This window comes from Halosimplex halobium, assembly GCF_051414055.1.
Lineage (GTDB): Archaea > Halobacteriota > Halobacteria > Halobacteriales > Haloarculaceae > Halosimplex > Halosimplex halobium.
In genome coordinates this window covers 1-19,127 of record NZ_JBLKNX010000021.1, presented here as the reverse complement: position 1 = coordinate 19,127, position 19,127 = coordinate 1, and the positions used below count along the sequence as shown (strand labels likewise).

The window sequence follows — 19,127 nt, the reverse complement described above, 5'->3', positions numbered from 1 at the left end:
GCGTCGCATAAATCTGCTGGCGGCACGGTCCGGCCGCGGCGGGCGGCCGAACGGCCCGGCCTCAGGCGCCGAACTCAGACTCGGTGACGCGCTCGACGACCGTCTCCGCCACGTCGCGGAGGTCGTACTCCGGAACGTCCCCGCCCGTCCGCGTGACGTACATCGGCTCGACGAGCCGTCCGGGTCCGTCGTCCCCCGCCACGGAGCCGTCCCGGTCGTCCCCGGCTTCAGAGCCGTCGCCGGCGTCGGTCCCGTCCCCGGCGGCGCCCGCCGGTTCGAGGCCGTAGATCTTGAGGAAGCGGGCGGCCTCGTCGGAGTCGACGGCGTCGTCGCGGAGCGCCGTCGCGAGGTCGCGGGAGAGCCACTCGCGTTCGCTGACGCTCGGTTCGAGCACCATCGCCTCGTCGACGAACCGGACGAGGTACCAGTCGAGGTCGTTCAGCAGCGCGACCGCCGCCCCGAGGCTCACGGTCTCGACGCCGACCGCGTTCTCGAACGGCTCGCGCAGGTCGTAGGTGGCCAGCGCCTCGCGGGCGGTCTCGCGGGAGAGCAACTCGTAGCGGAGGTTCACGTCCTCGTCGCCGACCAGACACACCCGCGTCATGCTCGGGTCGAGACGCGGGCGCCCCTAAGCGGTTTCGCCTTCCGGGGGGTCGCCGATGCCACAGCCGTCGAGGACCTCGACCCCCTCGGCGACCTCGCGGGCCCGCTCCGCCAGGCCGTCCGGTTCCCGCTCCTCGATCTCGCCGACCCGCGCCCGGGTCTCGGGGTAGTCGGGCGCGAGCCGCTCGCAGCCGGCCGGGATCGTCGACTCGTCGAACGTGCCGATCTCGTCGGCACGGGCGGTGATGTCGGTCTTGTCGACGGTCAGCAGCGGCCGATGGACCGGCAGGTCGACCGCGGCGCTCGTGACCGCGAGGTTGGCCGTCGTCTGGCTGGACTTCTGGCCGACCGCCTCGCCGGTGACGACCCCGACGGCGCCGTACTCCTCGGCGACGGCCGCCGCGACCCGGAGCATGAACCGCCGGAGGACGAGCATCCGCCCGGCGTCGACGGCGTCGGCGATCCCGGCGACGGCGTCGCCGGCCGGCGCCACCCGGAGGCGCATGTCGTAGTCGGGCGCGTAGGGGGCCAGCGCCTCGGCCGTCGAGACGGCCCGCGCCCGGTGGTCGACCCCGCCGTAGTCCCCCAGGTCGACGTACAGCGGGACCACGGGCGCGCCGCGTTTCATCGCCTCCCAGGCGGCGACGGGCGAGTCGATCCCGCCGCTCAGCAGGGCGACGAGCGGATCTTGGGTCCCGAGCGGCAGTCCGCCGGGGCCGGCCCGCTTCTCCAGGAAGACCAGCGCGTCGTCCGCCCGGCAGTCGACGAACAACTCGGTGTCGGGGTCGTCCAGATCCACCTCGGGGTCGACCCCCCGGGACTCGGCGGCGTCCCAGACGGCGCTGCCGCCCTCGCGTTCGATGTCGGAGCTGGAGAAGGGATGTGCGGACTCCTCGCCGGCCCGCCGCGCGGAGACGCCGAAGGTTCCCCCGTCGTAGCCCTCGCGGGCGGCCTCGGCGAGTCCCTCGCGGATTGATTCGAGCGTCGCGTCCACGCGGGCGGCCGGGCTGGCCGAGACGACGCCGAACGTGTCGGCCGCCGCGGCGGTGACGCCCTCGGGGTCGTCGGTGTGGAGCCACAGGCGGAACCGCCGCTGTTCGATCTCGGCGTCGAGCCCGCGGTCGTCGAGGACCGCACGGAGGTTCTCGCGGAGCCGCCGCTCCATCTTCGCGCTCACGTGCTGGCTCTTGGTCCCGATCTCGCCGTGGCGGACCACGACCACGTCTGCGCCCGGCGGGTGCATGGCTACCCGTTGACGACCCCGCGTATAAACAGCCTTCGTACGGCGGCCGCCCCGACCGGCGGCCGACCGGACGCGTCGTCCGACGGGCGGCCGCTCAGAACGTCGAGAGCTCGCCGTCGATCACGCGGCGGGTGATGTCGGTGACGTTCGCCAGTTCCTCGTCGATGGCGGCGGCGACCTCGTCCTCGATGTCGGCGACGGAGACGCCGTCCTCGGTGACCAGCGTCGCGTCGGCGACGTGGGGCTCGTCGATGGGGCTGCCGATCTGGCTGAGCAACCGAAGCTGCAGTTGCCGGATGCCGTCCACGTCGGCGACAACCGACTGGGCGATCTCGGTCGAGAGGAGGTTGTAGATCTTCCCGATGTGGTTGACGGGGTTCTTGCCGCTGGTGGCCTCCATGCTCATCGGGCGGTTGGGCGTGATGAGGCCGTTGGCGCGGTTGCCCCGGCCGACCGACCCGTCGTCGCCCTGCTCGGCGGAGGTGCCCGTCGTCGTGAGGTAGATGGCGCCCTCGTCGTAGTCGTCGGCGGTGTTGACGTGGACCGTCACCTCGCGGTCGGTGTACTCGGCGGCGACCTCGCCGACGTACTCGCGGACGCCCGCGACCGTCTCGCGGTACTCCTCCAGGCTCCCGACGTGGGCGTCGACCGCGGCGGCGGCGACGGTCACGTCGATGTTGTCGCCCTCGCGCTTGCCCATGACCTTGATGTCCTGACCGACCGCGGGGTTCTCGTCGCTGTACTCGCCGTTGAGCCGGCGCTCGACGTTCAGGACGATCTGTTCGGTCTCGGTGAGCGGCGCGTGGCCGACGCCGTAGCTCGTGTCGTTGGCCATCGGGACCGACCCCTCCTCGCCGAAGACCTCCTGCAGGTCGCCGCTGCCCTCACCGAGGCGCACGTTGACGATCACGTCCGTCCCCACGTCGAGGTGCGGGAAGTTCGCCTGCAGGTAGTCGCGGGCGGCCTCCAGCGCGATGGTCTCGGCGGGGATCTTCGTCCCCTCGTACTCCTTGGTCGCCCGGCCGACGATGAGCAGGTAGATGGGCTCCTGCACCTCGCCGCCGCCGAACGCGGGCGCCGCGTTGCCCGCGACCAGCTGCGTCTCGTCGGTGTTGTAGTGCAGCACCTTCCCCACGCGGTCGAGGTACGTCTGTGCGAGCGCCTGGGAGACGCTCTCGGCGATCCCGTCGCAGATCGAGTCGGGGTGGCCGAGGCCCTTCCGCTCGACGATCTCCACTTCCTGGTCCTCGACGGCGCGTCCGGCCGCCGGCTGGACGCTCACGTTCCTGTTCGTCATTGTCTCCGCGTTGGATACCCCCACTCGTATAACTTGCGGAAACCGAAACGCCCGATCTCATTACTCTCCCGCATCGTCGGCGAGGAGCAGGCCGAGGTAGGAGGTGCGGATCTGCTCCGAGGGGTCGAGCCCGAGGTCGTCGAGGACGGCGCGGGCGCCCTCGCGGGCGGTCTCGATGTCGTCGTCCGCGGTCTCGGTCTCGACCTCGACGAACTCGCCGAGGCCGTCGACGCTGTCGAGCGTGACGGTGTAGCCGTCGAGGCGGTAGTGGGCCCGCTCCTTTCGAACCGTAGCGGCCGGCTCGAAGCCGAGACCGTCGAAGATCCCCACGACTGCCTCGGCGTCGGCGACGGTCGTCTCGTGTTCCTCGCGGGACTTCGACTCGGCCTCCAGCAGCGGCCCCTTGTAGGTGATCTTCGTCGTCTCCGGGCCGCCCTCGTCCCCGGGCTCGTCCGACTCCGGGCTGTGCTCCCGGCGGATCCGCAGCGCCTCGTCGGTCTCCGCGAAGTCCCGGTGAGGGGCGTCGTAGTAGGTGTCCGCCTGGACGACGCTGTCGACGAACTCGGCGCCCGCGGTCGCCAGCGCCGGCTCGACCGCCTCGTGGTCCGCGCGGACCTTGACCTCGACCTCGTACATGGACGGGCGAACTCGCCTCGGCGGCAAAAGCGCGCCGCTCTCGCGCTGTGGTGCGGTCGCGGCGGGGTCGATCCCCGGTCGGATCGACCCGACCGGCACTGGCTGTCGGGTGCGGTTACCGCCGTCCCCGGCCCCCCACGGCGATCCGGGCCGGGACGCTCGAACGCCCCGCAGACACCGTTCAGAGCAGGAACGTCACCAGGAAGCCGACGGCGGTCGCGAGGGTGACGTACGGGCCGGCCTCCTCGTAGGCGTCGGGGTAGATCTCGCCGGCGAGGCTGGCGAGGATAGCGCCGGCGGCGAACGCGCGGACCGCGGCGATCCAGTAGTTCGGGAGCGGCGGGAGCAGCCGGTAGCCGGCGATCACCGCCCCGCTGACGACGACTGCGGTGACGGCCCAGCCGGCCATCGTCTTCCGGTCGCCGTGGGTCTCGGCCATGTTCGTGCCCGACATCATCGACTGGGAGCCGTTGGTGACCGCGAGGCCGAACAGGAGCGCCAGCGCGCCGTGGAAGTCGCCGGCCAGCAGCGACCCCATTGCGGCGTTCTCCGGGATGCCGTCGGTCGTCACGCTCGCCCACAGGCCCACGCCGTTCTCCTCGGTGTCGTCGTCGGCCCAGCGGTCGATGGCCACGTCCAGCGCCCCGAAGACGACGATGCCGACGAGGAAGTACCCGGAGGCCGGGTACTCGCCGATGTTCCGGAAGGCCGGCCCGAACAGCTCGAAGGCCAGCGAGATGACGAGCGACCCGCCGCCGACGGCCAAAAGCGCCGCCTGCCACCGCCGGGCCGGGCTGACCCAGATCCCGACGGCCGACCCGACCAGCAGCGACAGGGCGGACACGCCCGCGTAGAACCACGGGTTCGAGAGGAGTTCGCTCCCCCCGGTCTGCAGGACGGTCCCGGCGCCGCCGGGGACGACCGCGAGGCCGAGACCGACCGTGTGGACGGCGGGGAACACGGTCGTTCGTCCGCCCGAATCCGGATTTCTATTCGTGGATTACTCGGGGTAACCGCGAATTTCCGGGCTCCGGAGGGTCAGGCCACGTCGTCGATGGCGGCGGTCAGCAGGTCGACGCCGAGGTCGATCTCCCGCCCGGTCACGTCCAGCGGCGGGAGCACGCGCAGCGTCCTGTGGCCGCAGCCGAGCGTCAGCAACCCCCGCTCCATCGCCGCGGCCTGCACGTCGTCGCGCCGTTCCTTCGTGTCGAACTCGACGGCGAGCATCAGCCCCTTCCCACGTACGTCGACGACGGGGTCGAGGTCCGCGTCGCGCATCGATTCGAGGAACTGCCGGCCGCGGACGACGGCGTTGTCCATCAGGTCGTAGTCGTCGATCACGTCCAGCGTGAGCGCGCCCTGCAGCGCCGAGACGATGTCGCCGGCGCCCCACGTCGAGGAGAGTCGGCTGGTCTGCTCGGGGAACACCTCCTCGCGGGAGATAGTCGCGCCGACGCGCAGCCCCTTCGCGCTCGCGATCACGTCGGGCTCGAACGGGTAGTGGTCCGACGCCCAGAACTCGCCGGTGCGGCCGACGCCGGACTGGATCTCGTCGGCGACGAGCGTCAGGTCGTGCTCCTCGCAGAGGTCGGCGATCTCCCGGGCGAACGCGTCGCTCGGGAAGCGATAGCCGCCCTCGCCCTGGATCGGTTCCAGGACCAGGTAGGCCACGTCGTCGGGGTGGACGGCGCCGCGCTTCGGGTCGAGCAGTTTCCGCAACTGCGAGCCCTCGCCGGTGAAGAAGCCGCAGGAGCAGGAGTCGGCGTCGCACGTCCGGTCGTCGCAAAAGGGCACGTCGTGGACCTTGGAGATCTCGGGAAAGTCGCGTCGGTAGACGGACTTCGAGCGGTTGAGCGACAGCGCGCCGAGGGTGCGGCCGTGGAAGCCCCCTTGGAAGGTGATCCCGTAGTCGGCGCCGGTGTGGTCGTAGGAGATCTTGATGGCGTTCTCGACGGCCTCGGCGCCGGAGTTCGAGAGGAAGACGGTGTCCATGCCGTACTGAGCGCTCCGGTCGGTCAGCCGGTCCATCAGGTCGGCGGGGGTGGGGAACGGGTGGTCGCCGAGTTCGCCGCTGGCGACGTAGAAGTCCTGGCCGGCGATCTTCATGGGGTCGACAAGGTCGAACCCCTCCATGCGCTCCATCAGTTTGGGGTTGTTGTACCCCAGCGGGGAGGCGGCGACGTGGCTGGTGAAGTCCACGAGGACGTTGCCGTCGACGTCGGTGCAGAACGGTCCCTCCGCCGGTTCGGTGTAGTCCCAGACGAACTCGTAGACGTAGGTGCTCGGGGCGGCCGTCTCGTGGTGGTGCTCGACCCACTCCCGGGCGCGCTCGCCGGGGATCGACGACACCGCGGGCTCCGCCGTGTCCCTGTCCATGCCGGCAGTGAAGCACAGTCGGAAGTTAAGTGATCTGACGGGCGCTCGCCGGTCGGCCGTCGGGTCGCGGTGGACCCGGGCGTCGAACCGCGGCCCTCACAGCGTCGCGCCGACCGTGACGGCGCCGGCGGCGACCAGCAGGACGGTGCTGACCGTCGCCGTCTTGACGGCGAACTCCCGGTCGGGGCCGGCGAAGGTCAGCCCGGCCTTGACGACGATGCTGGAGGCCGTCGCGAGGAGGATGGCGAAGATAGCCGCCTCGCCGGAGAGGCCGCCGCCGCGGTAGAGGATCACCGCGGAGGTGGTCGCGCCGGCGCTGGAGACCAGCCCCGTCAGCGCGGCGGTCACGTAGAAGCCCAGCCGGCCGAACTCGGCGGCGGCCAGCCCGCCGGCGACGATGACGAGCAGGAACAGCCCGCCGAAGCTCAGGACGTTCCGCAGCGAGAAGGGGCTCTCCAGGTCCATCTCCAGGTTTTCCGTCCAGTCGGCGGTGTAGGCGGCGATCGCGATACTCCCCAGGATCACCGCGCCGAGCGGGACGACTGCCCCGAGGAGCAGCCCCGTCTCGAAGGTGAAGACGAGCGCGATGACGAGGTTGCGGGCGGCCATGGCCGCGTCGGCCAGCAGGATGGCCGCGACGGCGTAGGAGCTCACCGCGGGGCGCTGTTCGACGTGGTCGAGCATCGCGCCGACGACGGCCGTCGAGGAGGCCAGGCCGCCGAAGAAGCCGGTGACCGCGATGCCGCGGCTCCCGTAGGTCTGGACGATCGCGTAGTTGACGATGCCGATGGCCGCGACGGTGACGACCATCAGCCAGATGACCCGGGGCTCGACCTCGACCATCAGGTCGGCGGCGCCGACCTCGTAGCTCCGGGCGGGCAACAGCGGGTAGACGACGAACGCGAGGATGGCGAACTCCGCGGCCGACCGGAGTTCGGTCCGGGTCATCCCCCAGGCGAAGCTGTGTAGCTCTCGCTTGAGCACGAGCAACAGCGCCGAGAAGACCGTCACCGTCACCGCCTCGATGGTGTAGGCACTGGCGACGAGCGTCCCCACGGCGTAGGCGACCAGCATCGACATCGAGGTGGTCAGCGACAGCCCCTCCTCCTCCTCCTCGTCGGCGAGCAGGCCCCTGACCGCCAGTAACGTCCCCTGCACGATGACGAGCGCGCCGCCGACGACCACCAGCGGGGTCGACCCCAGAACCGTGAACGCCGCGCCGAGCATGCTGATCAGCGAGAACGTCCGCACGCCGGCGGACTTGTGCGACCACTCCCGCTCCAGCCCGAGGAACAGGCCCAGCACGCCCGCCAGCGTGATCTGGAGCACCTCCTGGTCGAGCGGGACCGACGACAACTGCGCGACTCCGAACACTGCCCGACGTATGCCGTTCTCACTTATAAATAGCGTGGCGTTACCCCGGCCGGGTTCGTGACCGAACTGGCCGTTTTATGTCCGATCCGACCCACTGCGCGGACGATGGTCGAGTTCGAGTTCGCCCCCGACTGGGGGCGGATCGGCTGGGCGGCCGTGGGGATAGTCCTCGGGCTCGCCCTGCTGTGGGTGCTCTGGTCGTTCGTCGGCACCTTCGTGTTCGCGCTGTTCATCTACTACTCGACGCGGCGGGTCCACGGGGAGATCCGCGACCGGGTGGGCCAGCGGTCCGTCTCGGCCGCGCTGGCGCTGGTCGCGCTCGCGCTCCCGGCGGTACTGCTGCTGCTGTACGCCACGGCCATCGGCGTTCAGGAACTCCAGGAGTTCGCGGGCACGACGGACCTGGACCAGTACATCGCGGTCGCCGGCCCGTACCTGAACGTCACGGAGGCGGTCGAGAACCCGCGGGGCGTCTTCGAGGGCGCCGGCGGGATGGACCTGGTCGGCCCGTTGCTGTCCCGCGGGACCAGCTACCTGGGCTTTCTCGGGACCGGCCTGCTCCACCTGTTCGTCGTCTTCGCCGTCGCCTTCTACCTGCTGCGCGACGACCACCGGCTCGCCGCCTGGGTGGCCAGCTTCGACGACGACGGCCCGACGGTCTTCGAGGAGTTCGCCCGCGAGGTCGACGACAGCCTCGAACTCATCTTCGCCGGCAACATCCTCAACGCCGTCGTCACGGCGACGGTCGGTGCGATCACCTACAGCGTCCTCAACGTCTTCGCGCCCCCCGAGGTCGCCGTCCCGTACGCCGCCCTGGTCGGCCTGCTCACCGGCATCGCCAGCCTGATCCCCGTCGTCGGGATGAAACTCGTCTACGTGCCCGTCTCGATCTACCTCGCCGCGACCGCGTTCACCGAAGGGACGGGCTGGGTGTTCGTCGGCGCCTTCGTCGCTGTCTCGTTCGTCGTCGTCGACGTCATCCCGGACCTCCTGGTCCGGCCGTACGTCACCGGCGGGTCGCTGCACACCGGGAGCGTGATGTTCGCGTACATCCTCGGCCCGCTACTCTTTGGCTGGTACGGCCTGTTCCTCGGACCGATGATCCTCGTCTTCCTCACGCACTTCGGCGGGGTGGTCGTCCCCGCCCTGCTCGGCCGGGGCCGACCGTCTATGGACGCCGATAGCGCGGCCGCTGGCGGGACCGAACCGGAGGGCGAGAGCGGGGACGGCGTGACCCGCGACGCGGACGCGGCCGCCGGTGGATCCCCCTTGACCGACGACGAAGCCGCCGCAACCGGCGAGGAAGCCGGGAGCGACGGCGGGGCGGACGCGTCCGACGGTACGTCACGCGGCGACCCCTAGAGGTCGACGTACTGCTCTTCCCACTCGCGGCGAGCCTCGATCTCGCGGCGACCCCGGCGAGTGAGGCTGTAGAAGTTCGTCCGCCGGTCGCGCTGGCCCTTCTCGACGAGCCCCTTGTCGACGAGCGTGTCCAGGTTCGGGTAGAGCCGTCCGTGGTGGATCTCCTTCTCGTAGTACTCCTCGAGCTCCTCCTTGATCGCCAGCCCGTGGGGCTCCTCCTTCCCCGCGATGACGTACAGCAGGTCACGCTGGAATCCTGTCAGGTCGTACATCGGTAATGTCCGTTCGCAATTTACTGTCGGATATTGATAAATATATCGACTGATGAGCGGGTCAGGATATTCGAACACCCGGATTACTCCGGCGTTACCCGCTCTCTCATTGTTAAATCCGCTGATGGATACGCGGGAGCACTCGTATTCGCTCGATTTCACGTATCGCCGTCGAAACGTCGTCCCGTCGGTCGACGGCCGACCGTGCTGCCCGGACGGGGGCGGACACTTATCTCCGGTGGGCGCGTACGTGGGGTATGCCCGAGACAGTCCTCTTCGAAGACGAGCGGCGACTCACCCGGACGGACACGGCCTCGTACCTCCGGACCGTCGCCGACCGACTGGAGACCGGCGAACCGCTGACGCTCGAGACCGGGGCGGACTCCATCACGGTGGACGTGCCCCGCGAGGTCGAGTTCGAGGTGAAAGTCGAGCGCGAGGGCCCGACCGACGGCCCCGGCGAGCTCGGCCTGGAACTCGAACTCGAGTGGGACGAGGACGCCGACGCGTCCGACGACTCGCTGTCGATCAAGTGACGCGGCCGCCCGACGCGGCCGCCCGTTCGGCGGTGGGTGCTGGTCGGCGGCGCGTGTCCTCGGGGGCCACCGACGACGGAGCTGCCGCTGTGTGGCGGTAACGACGACTTACCGGACGTGTTCCGGGCTCCCGGGGCCGACACACTTCGGGTCTCCCTGCAGAGAACTCTAGCGCGCCGGACACACCCTCGGCTCGCGAGTCGACGTCACGAAAGGAATGGAAAGCGGCCGCGTGGGGGAAAAACCCACGCGGCCGCTTGCCGCCCTGAATTGGTCCCCGCTGACGCTTCGGCCCTCCAAGCGAAGCGTCACCTGTACATCCGGCCGGGAACAACTTAAAGATACCGACCCAGGATCCCATCGCCATCTGACTGTCCGCTAACGTGTTCTCGGCCGGGTGCGAGCGGGGGCACGGGTGCCGTTCCGGTCGTTCGACCGCGTCGACTTTAGGCGTTCGGGCGCAAGGCCGACGCATGAAGATCCGCGGCGAGCGCGAGTGCCAGGAGTGCGGGACCCGCTGGTCGTACTACGAGACGGGGAGCGTCGTCTGCCCGGACTGCGGCAGCATGCGGAGCGTCGGGCTCGACGACCCCACCGAACACACCGCCGGCAACGCGCAGCTGGACCTGACCGAGATCCGCGGGCTCGTCGACGACCAGCCGCTGGCGGACGTGGCCGAGGCCGCCGCCGAGCGCTGCCGGGAGTACGTCCGCCAGTCCGGGTTCGTTAGCGGCGGCGAGTTGCGCCCGCTCGACGACACCTACCTCGCGGCGGCCGAGCTCCGGCTCGCCGGCGAGGAGGTCGCCCGCGCGATGCGCGTCTCCGACGACGAGGAGTACTACTTCCTCGAACTGCTCCGCGGGGCCGACGCGGGCGAGCGCCCGCCCGCCGACGCGGTGCCCGAGTCGATGCGGACGGTCCGCGGGCTCGCCTACGCCCGCGCGGTCGACGCCTACCGCTCGGACCTGCGGCGGTACCTCGACGACAACCCCGACGAGACCGTCGGGTCGCTGCTGGCGACGCTGCGCGACCACCAGAAGCGCATCGAGGCGCTCGACGGCGACGTGTCCCCCCGCAGCGCGGGCGAACTCGTCTACATCGTCCGCGCCATCGGCCGCGCGCTGGCCGACGACGACGAGACCGCCCTCGTCGAGGCCCAGCGGCGGCTCGAGGAGTTCGAGGTCGACCTCTGAAGGGAACGGGAAAACCGGTTACAGCGCGCTCTCGACGCCGGACTGCAGCGCGGCCGCGTTGACGGTGTTGTACAGGAGCATTGCGCGGGTCATCGGGCCGACGCCGCCGGGGACGGGCGTGATCGCCGAGGCCTTCTCCGTCGCGCTCTCGAAGTCCACGTCGCCGACCAGCTCGTAACCCTTCTCGGTGTCGGCGTCGACCTGGTTGATACCCACGTCGACGACGACCGCGCCCTCGCCGACCATCGAGCCGTCGATCATCTCCGGGACGCCCGCCGCCGCGACGAGGATGTCCGCCGACCGGGTCTGCTCGGCGAGGTCTTCGGTTCGGGAGTGACAGACGGTGGTCGTCGCGTTGCCGCCCGTCGCCTTCTGGATGAACAGGTTCGCCATCGGCTTGCCGACCAGCCGCGAGCGGCCGACGACGACGGCCTCCTTGCTCTCGGTCTCCACGTCGGCGGCTTCGAGCAGGCGCTGGATGCCGTGGGGCGTACAGGGCTTGTAGCGGGCGTCGCCGGCGACCAGGCGGCCGATGTTCTCCGGGTGGAGCCCGTCGACGTCCTTCTCGGGGTCGATGCTGCGGAGGACCCGGCGGTCGTCGACGTGGTCGGGCACCGGCATCTGGACGAGGATCCCGTCCACGTCGTCGTCGGCGTTCAGCTCGTCGATGGTGTCGTACAGCTCCGCGGCGTCGGCGTCGGAGTCGATGTCCACGTCGACGGTGTCGATGCCGACCTCCTCGCAGTCGCTCTGTTTCATCGAGACGTAGGTCTCGCTGGCGGGGTCGTCGCTCATCAGCACCGTCGCCAGCGTCGGCGTCACGCCCTCGGATTCGAGGGCGTCGACCGCCTCGCTCACCTCGTCGCGCACGTCCTCGGCGACCGCGTTGCCGTCGATGATCTCGGTCATACTCGAACGGGCGCGACCCGAGGGCAAGAAGGTCCCGGAAACAGGGCCAGGACAGTCGACACAGTCGACACAGTCGCGGACGGCCTCGCCCGCGGGCCGCCGCCGGTCAGGGCAGCAGTTGCTCCTCGCAGGCGCCACAGACGAACAGGCCGTGCGACTCGGTGAGGTCGGTCACCGTCTCGCAGAGGTCACACTCCCGGTAGACCGTCCGCGAGTAGCCGTCGGCCGCTTCGACGGGGTCGTTCGGGCCGAGCGACGCGTCGCCGGCCCCGGAGGATGGGTGGGTCACTGTCGCCCGAACTAGCGGCCGCGGAGTGAAAACCGTAGCGCCGAACGGGGACCGTGACGGGCGGTCAAGGAGCGGGACGTCCGTCGACCCAGGAGCGTCCGGCGGGCGGCGCGGGCGGCCCGGACCGGGAGGCCACCGGGGCGACCGGTCCGACGGCGCGGAATAACAGCACACTTGCCGCCGGAGGCAGAGGTTCGGGTATGCAGATCAACGACCGCCACCCGACGACGGAGGGTCGGGAGCGGGTCACCCTCGTCCCGGAGAGCCTGGACGACCTCTGGCACCTCACCTACGTCGTCGAGCCGGGCGACCTCGTCTCGGGCGACACGACGCGGCGCATCCAGCGTAACGACGACGACATGCGCGACACCGGCGGCGAGCGCGAGCACATGTGGGTCGAACTCGAGGTCGACGACGTGGAGTTCGCCAAGTTCGCCAACCGCCTCCGGGTCGGCGGCGTCATCGTCGACTGCTCGCGGGAGGACCAGCTGGACTTCCACCACACGCTCAACGTCGAGCCCTTCGAGGAGCTGGAGGTCGAGAAGGTCTGGAAACCCGACCAGGACGACCGCCTGGAGGAGGCGGTCGAGGCGACCGAGAACCCGGACGTGGCCATCGCGACCGTCGAGGAGGGGGAGGCCCACGTCCACACCGTCGCCCAGTACGGCACCGAAGAGCGGGCGTCGATCACGGGCCCGACGGGCAAGGCCGCGTGGGGCGACGGCGCCCGGCCCCGCGAGGAGCTGTTCGAGGAACTCGGCGAGATCCTCGAACGGATGGACGTCGAGGCGGTCATCTTCGCCGGGCCGGGGTTCACGAAGCGGGACGCGCTCGACTACATCGAGGAGAACGCCTTCGACCTCCCGGCGCAGGTCACGACGGTCGACACGACGGGCGTCGGCGACCGCGGCGTCCACGAGGTGCTCAAGCGCGGCGCCGTCGACGAGGTCCAGACCCAGACGCGCATCTCCGCGGAGGCCGACCTGATCGACGAGCTGACCGAGCGCATCGCGACGGGGTCGGAGGTGGCCTACGGTCCCGACCAGGTCGCCGAGGCCGCCGAGTTCGGCGCCATCGACCAGCTGCTCGTGCTCGACGAGCGCCTGCGGGCCGAACGCGGCGACGAGGGCGACTGGGAGATCGACGTCGACGAGGTCATCGAGACCACCGAGCAGAAGGGCGGCGAGGTGACCGTCTTCTCCGGCGAGTTCGACCCCGGCCAGCAACTCCGAAACCTCGGCGGGATCGCCGCACTGTTGCGCTACCGGATCGACTGACCGGCCCCGACGAACCGACGACCGACTCCACCGGGGCGACGACCCGCCGCGGCCAGCCGTCGACAGCCCGCGACGGTCCCCGTCTCACAGCTGATAACGGCGGCGAAAGGGTTTACCTGCGAGTTTCCGAAGGTGGGACAACCAGTCGAGACCTCATGGGATTCGAACAGCGCCAGGACTTCGCGCGGCAGGTCGCCGACCTCAACAAGTACGGGCAGGCGCTGAACCAGTGCGAGTCCGTCGACGAGGTCGTCTCGCTGACCCTGGAGGCGATCACGATCCTCTTCGAGCTGAGCGACGTGACCGTCGTCGAGGTCCGCGACGGCGACCTCCACGTCGTCGGGAGCACGAACCCCGAGGTTTCGGCCGGCGGCACGCCCAGCGAGGTGGCCAAAGAGGCCCACGAGACCGGCGAGACCGTCACCGTCACCGGCGAGGCGGCCGGCCGCGACGCCGACGACGACACCACCGCGGCGCTGGCTGTCCCCGAGGGGATCGTCGACGAGCCCATCTGCGTGATCGTCGTCCGCTCCACCTCGGCGGAGGCGTTCGGCGACGAGGTCGTCCGCCCGATGGAGATCCTCGCGACCCACGCCGCGACGGCCGTCAGCAACATCCGCTCGCGCGAACGGCTCGAACGCGCGCGCCAGGACCTCGAGACCCGCAAGGAGATGGTCGAGCTGTACGACCGCCTCCTGCGCCACGACATCGGCAACGACCTGCAGGTCATCGCCGGCTTCGCCGACGCCGTCTCGGGCATAGTCGAGGACGAACAGGCGAGCGAGTACGTCGCCAAGATCGAACGCGCCGCGAACAACTCCGCCGACCTCGTCGAGCGGGTGGGCGACCTGGTCTCGACGCTCGAATCCCAGCGCGAGCCCGAGCCGCGGGACCTGCGCCCGCTGCTCGAGGACACGGTCCGCGACGCGACCGACCAGTACGAGTCGCTGTCGGTGACGTTCGACCCCGGGGCGTTCGAGTACCGCGTCTACGCCGGCGACCTGCTCGACTCCGTGTTCACCAACGTCCTCACCAACGCCGCGGTCCACAACGAGGGCGGGGTGACCGTCGACCTCTACGCCGAGGCGCCCGCGACCGACCGGCTCGTCGTCGGGCTGGCCGACGACGGCGCCGGCATCGACCCCGACATCCGGGACGACATCTTCGAGATGGGCGTCAAGGGCCCCGACAGCGACGGGACCGGGTTCGGGCTCGGGTTCGTCCGCGCGCTCACCGAGTCCTACGGCGGGGCCGTCGAGGTCCGCGACAGCGACGCCGGCGGCGCCGACTTCCGCGTGGCGCTCGAACGGGTCTGACCATTTATCCCCCTGCCGTCCGACCGTCCGGTAGAACCCCGATGGACGAGATCACCGGCGACTGGGACCGCGAGCGCACCGAACAGTTCCTCGACGAGCAGACGATCCCGGTCAGGCTCGCGACCCACACGCCGGCGGGCGGCCTCTGGATGCTCTCGCTGTGGTACCGCTACCGCGACGGCGCCCTCGAATGCGCCACCGGCGCGAACGCCAAGGTCGTCGGGTATCTCCGCGAGAACGCCGGCGTCGCCTTCGAGATATCGACCAACGACGTGCCCTACCGGGGCGTCCGCGGCGCCGGTACCGCCGACATCGCCCCCGACGAGGACAAGACCGTCCTCCGCGACCTCGTCGAGCGCTACCTCGGCGACACGGACTCGAAGCTGGCCCGGCAGTTGCTCTCACCCGAGCGCGAGGAGGTGCGCATCCGGATCGACGTAGGCCGCGCCTACACCTGGGACTTCTCCGGCCGGATGGGCGGCAAGTAAGGTAGCGGTAGGCCGCTACTCCGATCCCTGTGCCTCGTCGGCCTGCTCCAGGATCGACTCGGCGATCTCGCGGGCCTCCTCGGGCGTGTACAGCGTCTGGTCGCCCCACGACTGGTCGATGCGGACGTAGCCGTCCCTGGTGTCGATGTCGAAGAAGGCGGTGTGTTCCAGAGGTGGCACCTCCAGCGGGTTGGTCGCCGTGTCGTCCGTTGCCATACCACAATCTCCGCGCTGGATTCCCATAAACCTGCCCCCGACGGCGGGATTTCTGGACGGAGCTTTCGCTCGAGCGGCGATTCCGTGAGAAGTTTGCGAGGGAAGACCGCTCCGCTCGCGGGGGCGCCGTCGCGCTCCCCGCTCGCACCGGGGCCGTCCGTTCGGCCCCGCGGGTCTTCCGCACTGGCGAGGGACCGCGTGGGTCCTGCAGTGCGAGGGAAGGGATTTGAACCCTTGGACCCCTACGGGAGCGGATCTTGAGTCCGCCGCCGTTTCCTGGCTTGGCTACCCTCGCACGCACGCGGTGGTTCGGTTGACCCGCATGAATAGGCTACGGTCTCGCCGTCCTGCGGACGACTGACGCGTCTATCGGCGCGGTCCCGGCGGTATCGACCGCTTATCGACGCCGCCACGCCGGTCCCGGGAGTAACCGCTCCCAACTCCGTTCGCAACCGCGATTTGACCGTGCCAACGCGACGAAACGATTCGGGGTGACTTCCGCGGGGCGGGGCAACGCGGAGACGATGCAACGGACAACGACAGCGGTACTCCTGACGATCCTCCTCGCGGCGGGAAGCGTCGGCGGCGTGCTGGCGCTTGCCCCGGGAGCGGCCCCCGTCGCGGACGCCCAGCAGGAACAGGCAGCCTGTGACTACCGGTCGCTGTTCGACCGGACCAGCGACTCGGTCGTCTCGGTCCGGACGAGCTCCGGGCAGGGCTCCGGGTTCGTCTACGACGCCGGGAACGCGACCGGCGCGAACGCGACCGGCGACGCGTACGTCGTGACCAACGCCCACGTCGTCGACGGCGCGGCCGAAGTCGAGATCGAGTTCGACGACGGCGAGTTCCGGTCGGGGACCGTCGTCGGCCGCAGCACCTACGCCGACCTGGCGGTGGTGAACGTCTCGGACGCGCCCGCGGGGACGGGTGCGCTCTCGCTCGCCGACAGCCCCGAGCGCGGCGAGCGCGTCGCGGCGCTGGGCAACCCGCTCGGGCTCGAGGAGACCATCACCCACGGGATCGTCAGCGGCCTGAACCGGACGCTGCCGACCCAGTTCGGGTTCGAGATCCCCGACGTCGTCCAGACGGACGCGCCGATCAGCCCCGGTAACTCCGGCGGCCCGCTGGTGAACTGCGATGGCGAGGTCGTCGGCGTCAACACCGCCGGCATCGCCCAGCAGGGCGCCGAGAACATCGGCTTCGCCGTCTCCCAGTCCGTCGTCGAACGGGTCGTCCCCGAGCTCGTCGCCGACGGCGAGTTCGACTACCCCTTCCTCGGCGTCCGGACGACGCCCGTCACCCCCGCGGTCGCCGACGCCAACGACCTCAACCGCACCGACGGCCTCGCGGTCGTCTCCGTCCTGGAGGACGGCCCCTCGGCCGACGCGCTGCAAGGTGCGACCGCGGCCGAGTCCGTCGGTGACCAGCCCGTCCCCGTCGGCGGCGACGTGATCCTCGCCATCGACGGCCAGCAGCTCGGGAGCGGCGAGGCGCTCGGCACGTACCTCCTCACGGAGACCGAACCCGGCGACACCGTCGAACTGACCGTCCTCCGCGACGGCGAAGTCCAGCGCGTACAGGTCACCGTCGGCGAACGACCCGACCCGACGGAGACCTGAACTGGGTTCCCACGCCGTCGGAATCCGACGAACGCCTATCCGCCTCGGGCGCCTACCCGTCGGTATGACCGACGACCCGGCGTCCCCGACGAGCGGAACGGCGGCGGCGAGCGAGGAGACCGTCCGCGTCTGGCTCGTCGAGCGCACCTACTCCGACGACGAGCAGAACATCATCATCCTCGTCTACGCCACGCCGGACGGGCGGCGGTACTTCCGCAAGGAGCGCGCGCTGACGAGCTTCACGAGCGACGTGCGCGAGACGACCGCCGCGGTCGACGTGCCCCCGCGCAACCTCGGGACCGTCACCGACCCCGAGGAGCGCGAGCGCTACGCTACCGAAGCCGCCCGGATGGCCGACGCCTACGACCCGGACGACACCGTCTGAACCGTCCCCGTTCAGTCGTCCAGCCCCTCGAACTCGCGGACCCGCTCGCGCCACGCCTCGGGGATCGGCCGCGACTCCCTGGTCTCCGGGTCGACGAACACCTGGGTCGTCTCCGCCTCCGCCACCACCTCCCCACCCTGGCGGAGTTCGTAGGCCATCGTGAAACTCGACTCGCCCATCCGGACGACCGAGACGCCCACGTCGACCGTCGTCAGTTCCGTCACCGACGACCGGAAGTCGACCTCCAGCGACGCGACGACGGCGGTGAACTCGTCGATCTCGTCGAGCCCGAGCACCTCCTCGACGTAGGCCACCCGCGCCTCCTCGCAGTAGGTGCCGTAGACGACGTTGTTGACGTGCCCGTACGTGTCGAGGTCGCGATAGCGGACCGGGACTTCGTGTTCGAACGCAGCGTCCATGGCGTCCCGCTCGGCCGGTAGCCGGTTAACACTCTCGGGTGCGGCCCACCACGTCGACTATCCCACCTCGCGAGCGTCGCCCGGACCGACGGGATTACACGTCGCGCGCCCCGAGTGACTGCCGATGGACGAACACACCCGGGACTACGGCGTCGGGCCGCCCACGTCGGGCGATCCCACCGGGTGGCGGGCCGACCGCGGCGCGTCCAACGGGTGGGAACACGGTACGCTCCGGCGTGCCGTCGTCCACGGCGTCGCGCTGTTCAACAGCGGCGAGTACCACGAATCGCACGACTGCTTCGAGGACGAGTGGTACAACTACGGCCGCGGCACCGCAGAGAGCAAGTTCCTCCACGGAATGGTCCAGGTCGCCGCCGGCGCGTACAAGCACTTCGACTTCGAGAACGACGACGGGATGCGCTCGCTGTTCGAGACTGCCCTGCAGTACCTGGCGGGCGTCCCCGACGACTTCTACGGCGTCGACGTTGCCGACGTGCGCGCGACGCTCTCGGCCGCCCTGTCGGACCCGACCGCGATCCACGGCTGGCGGATCGAACTCGACGGCGACTACCCCGAGGCGACCGAACTCGACTTCGAGTACGCCGAGCAGCTGGAATAGCGGCCGTTCTCGATGTTCGTGCGACGACCGCGACGATAGCTGTCGCTCTACAAATACAGAAACCCCCGACCAGCCGTGGCTGGTCGAGGGTGATGAGTGCCCGACGGAATGTGTCGGGCGATGAGTGGAGGCGGCGAACCAGGTTTCCCAGAGACTCTCGTACTCCAGTACTCGCCGGAACGCAGGCGGGCTTAACTTCCGTGTTCGGGATGGGTACGGGTGTCACCCCGCCGCTATGGCCGCCCTAACGCCGATCCGCGGAATCGAACCGCGCGCCCGGACGATGTCCGGGACGCCAGTATCGGTGATCCGATGGCGACGACCGTAATGTACGTGCAATCCAGGTTCCGCCTGGACCCGTATCACGGGTCCGTGTATCCAATGCGGTATGATTGGTGGCTTCGGTCGGTTAGTGCTCGCGGGCTGAACATCTCGTTGCCTCGATGCGTACACCCCGAGTCTATCGATCTCGTCTTCTACGAGTGACCTCGGCGGTATCTCTTTTCCAGGTGGGTTTCCGGCTTAGATGCGTTCAGCCGTTACCCCGTGTGGCGTGGCTGCCCGGCAGTGCCCTCTCGGACAACCGGTACACCAGTGGCCACCATCCGTAGTTCCTCTCGTACTATACGGACGTTCCCGTCAGATACCATGACACCCCCAATAGATAGCAGCCGACCTGTCTCGCGACGGTCTAAACC

At 69.9% G+C, this 19,127-nt stretch carries 21 protein-coding genes, 1 tRNA gene and 2 rRNA genes; 9 read left to right on the top strand and 15 right to left on the bottom strand.

Going from position 1 to position 19,127, the window contains the following annotated elements:
• Positions 1–61: 61 nt before the first annotated feature.
• The 7 genes from ACMGFG_RS19955 to ACMGFG_RS19925 all read right to left on the bottom strand — a co-directional run bounded on the left by ACMGFG_RS19955 (position 62) and on the right by ACMGFG_RS19925 (position 7,529).
• Positions 62–604 carry a DUF5804 family protein gene (locus ACMGFG_RS19955; protein WP_436932067.1) on the bottom strand — a complete coding sequence of 181 codons (543 nt, stop codon included), beginning with the start codon at positions 602–604 and terminating at the stop codon, positions 62–64.
• Positions 605–628: 24 nt separating this feature from the next.
• Positions 629–1,846, bottom strand: coding sequence for a tRNA sulfurtransferase (locus ACMGFG_RS19950; protein ID WP_436932066.1), 1,218 nt, complete (start codon positions 1,844–1,846; stop codon positions 629–631).
• Positions 1,847–1,940: 94 nt separating this feature from the next.
• Entirely contained in the window at positions 1,941–3,143 is a 1,203-nt protein-coding gene (locus ACMGFG_RS19945; RefSeq protein ID WP_436932065.1) for a methionine adenosyltransferase, read from the bottom strand.
• 60 nt (positions 3,144–3,203) lie between these two features.
• Positions 3,204–3,779 (bottom strand): class IV adenylate cyclase, encoded by a 576-nt coding sequence (cyaB, locus tag ACMGFG_RS19940; RefSeq protein ID WP_436932064.1) that lies wholly within the window; start codon positions 3,777–3,779, stop codon positions 3,204–3,206.
• A 181-nt stretch (positions 3,780–3,960) separates the two neighbouring features.
• Positions 3,961–4,740 carry a ZIP family metal transporter gene (locus ACMGFG_RS19935; RefSeq protein WP_436932063.1) on the bottom strand — a complete coding sequence of 260 codons (780 nt, stop codon included), beginning with the start codon at positions 4,738–4,740 and terminating at the stop codon, positions 3,961–3,963.
• Between the two features lie 77 nt (positions 4,741–4,817).
• Positions 4,818–6,155: an aminotransferase class III-fold pyridoxal phosphate-dependent enzyme gene (locus tag ACMGFG_RS19930; protein WP_436932062.1), complete on the bottom strand. Its 1,338-nt coding sequence runs from the start codon at positions 6,153–6,155 to the stop codon at positions 4,818–4,820.
• Between the two features lie 96 nt (positions 6,156–6,251).
• Entirely contained in the window at positions 6,252–7,529 is a 1,278-nt protein-coding gene (locus tag ACMGFG_RS19925; RefSeq protein WP_436932061.1) for an MgtC/SapB family protein, read from the bottom strand.
• Positions 7,530–7,634: 105 nt separating this feature from the next.
• On the opposite strand from ACMGFG_RS19925, the gene ACMGFG_RS19920 reads away from it, so the two are divergent.
• Positions 7,635–8,891, top strand: a complete 1,257-nt coding sequence (locus ACMGFG_RS19920; protein ID WP_436932060.1) for an AI-2E family transporter — start codon at positions 7,635–7,637, stop codon at positions 8,889–8,891.
• Here the strand turns inward: ACMGFG_RS19920 and ACMGFG_RS19915 are convergent.
• Positions 8,888–9,163 carry a PadR family transcriptional regulator gene (locus ACMGFG_RS19915; RefSeq protein ID WP_123539147.1) on the bottom strand — a complete coding sequence of 92 codons (276 nt, stop codon included), beginning with the start codon at positions 9,161–9,163 and terminating at the stop codon, positions 8,888–8,890. The genes ACMGFG_RS19920 and ACMGFG_RS19915 overlap by 4 nt on opposite strands.
• A gap of 257 nt (positions 9,164–9,420) precedes the next feature.
• Between ACMGFG_RS19915 and ACMGFG_RS19910 the strand changes: the two genes are divergently transcribed.
• Complete coding sequence (locus tag ACMGFG_RS19910) at positions 9,421–9,699, top strand: amphi-Trp domain-containing protein (RefSeq protein ID WP_436932059.1); 279 nt, start codon at positions 9,421–9,423, stop codon at positions 9,697–9,699.
• Between the two features lie 473 nt (positions 9,700–10,172).
• Complete coding sequence (locus ACMGFG_RS19905) at positions 10,173–10,892, top strand: DUF7117 family protein (protein WP_436932058.1); 720 nt, start codon at positions 10,173–10,175, stop codon at positions 10,890–10,892.
• Between the two features lie 18 nt (positions 10,893–10,910).
• Here the strand turns inward: ACMGFG_RS19905 and folD are convergent, their stop codons facing one another.
• Together folD and ACMGFG_RS19895 are read right to left on the bottom strand one after the other, a co-directional pair.
• Entirely contained in the window at positions 10,911–11,801 is an 891-nt protein-coding gene (folD, locus tag ACMGFG_RS19900) for a bifunctional methylenetetrahydrofolate dehydrogenase/methenyltetrahydrofolate cyclohydrolase FolD (protein ID WP_436932057.1), read from the bottom strand.
• A gap of 106 nt (positions 11,802–11,907) precedes the next feature.
• Positions 11,908–12,090 carry a hypothetical protein gene (locus ACMGFG_RS19895; protein WP_436932056.1) on the bottom strand — a complete coding sequence of 61 codons (183 nt, stop codon included), beginning with the start codon at positions 12,088–12,090 and terminating at the stop codon, positions 11,908–11,910.
• A gap of 200 nt (positions 12,091–12,290) precedes the next feature.
• Here ACMGFG_RS19895 and ACMGFG_RS19890 point away from each other — a divergent pair, with 200 nt between their 5' ends.
• From ACMGFG_RS19890 to ACMGFG_RS19880, 3 genes are all read left to right on the top strand, one after another.
• Positions 12,291–13,367, top strand: a complete 1,077-nt coding sequence (locus ACMGFG_RS19890) for an mRNA surveillance protein pelota (RefSeq protein ID WP_436932055.1) — start codon at positions 12,291–12,293, stop codon at positions 13,365–13,367.
• A gap of 155 nt (positions 13,368–13,522) precedes the next feature.
• Positions 13,523–14,683, top strand: a complete 1,161-nt coding sequence (locus ACMGFG_RS19885; RefSeq protein WP_436932054.1) for a sensor histidine kinase — start codon at positions 13,523–13,525, stop codon at positions 14,681–14,683.
• A gap of 41 nt (positions 14,684–14,724) precedes the next feature.
• Positions 14,725–15,171 (top strand): pyridoxamine 5'-phosphate oxidase family protein, encoded by a 447-nt coding sequence (locus tag ACMGFG_RS19880; RefSeq protein WP_436932053.1) that lies wholly within the window; start codon positions 14,725–14,727, stop codon positions 15,169–15,171.
• Positions 15,172–15,186: 15 nt separating this feature from the next.
• Here the strand turns inward: ACMGFG_RS19880 and ACMGFG_RS19875 are convergent, their stop codons facing one another.
• Together ACMGFG_RS19875 and ACMGFG_RS19870 are read right to left on the bottom strand one after the other, a co-directional pair.
• Positions 15,187–15,387: a hypothetical protein gene (locus ACMGFG_RS19875; protein WP_436932052.1), complete on the bottom strand. Its 201-nt coding sequence runs from the start codon at positions 15,385–15,387 to the stop codon at positions 15,187–15,189.
• Positions 15,388–15,598: 211 nt separating this feature from the next.
• Positions 15,599–15,682 (bottom strand) — tRNA-Leu (locus ACMGFG_RS19870).
• 229 nt (positions 15,683–15,911) lie between these two features.
• Between ACMGFG_RS19870 and ACMGFG_RS19865 the strand changes: the two genes are divergently transcribed.
• Positions 15,912–17,006: a S1C family serine protease gene (locus ACMGFG_RS19865; protein ID WP_436932051.1), complete on the top strand. Its 1,095-nt coding sequence runs from the start codon at positions 15,912–15,914 to the stop codon at positions 17,004–17,006.
• Positions 17,007–17,070: 64 nt separating this feature from the next.
• On the top strand, positions 17,071–17,391 hold the full coding sequence (locus ACMGFG_RS19860) for a DUF7967 family protein (protein WP_436932050.1): 321 nt from the start codon (positions 17,071–17,073) through the stop codon (positions 17,389–17,391).
• 11 nt (positions 17,392–17,402) lie between these two features.
• On the opposite strand, the gene ACMGFG_RS19855 is transcribed toward ACMGFG_RS19860, so the two are convergent.
• Positions 17,403–17,810: an acyl-CoA thioesterase gene (locus ACMGFG_RS19855; protein WP_436932049.1), complete on the bottom strand. Its 408-nt coding sequence runs from the start codon at positions 17,808–17,810 to the stop codon at positions 17,403–17,405.
• 124 nt (positions 17,811–17,934) lie between these two features.
• Between ACMGFG_RS19855 and ACMGFG_RS19850 the strand changes: the two genes are divergently transcribed.
• A complete protein-coding gene (locus ACMGFG_RS19850) occupies positions 17,935–18,429 on the top strand; it encodes a DUF309 domain-containing protein (RefSeq protein ID WP_436932048.1) in 495 nt (164 codons plus the stop codon).
• Between the two features lie 125 nt (positions 18,430–18,554).
• On the opposite strand, the gene rrf is transcribed toward ACMGFG_RS19850, so the two are convergent.
• Both rrf and ACMGFG_RS19840 read right to left on the bottom strand, forming a co-directional pair.
• Positions 18,555–18,676, bottom strand: a 5S ribosomal RNA gene (rrf, locus tag ACMGFG_RS19845).
• Between the two features lie 142 nt (positions 18,677–18,818).
• A 23S ribosomal RNA gene (locus ACMGFG_RS19840) occupies positions 18,819–19,127 on the bottom strand; the annotation flags it as partial.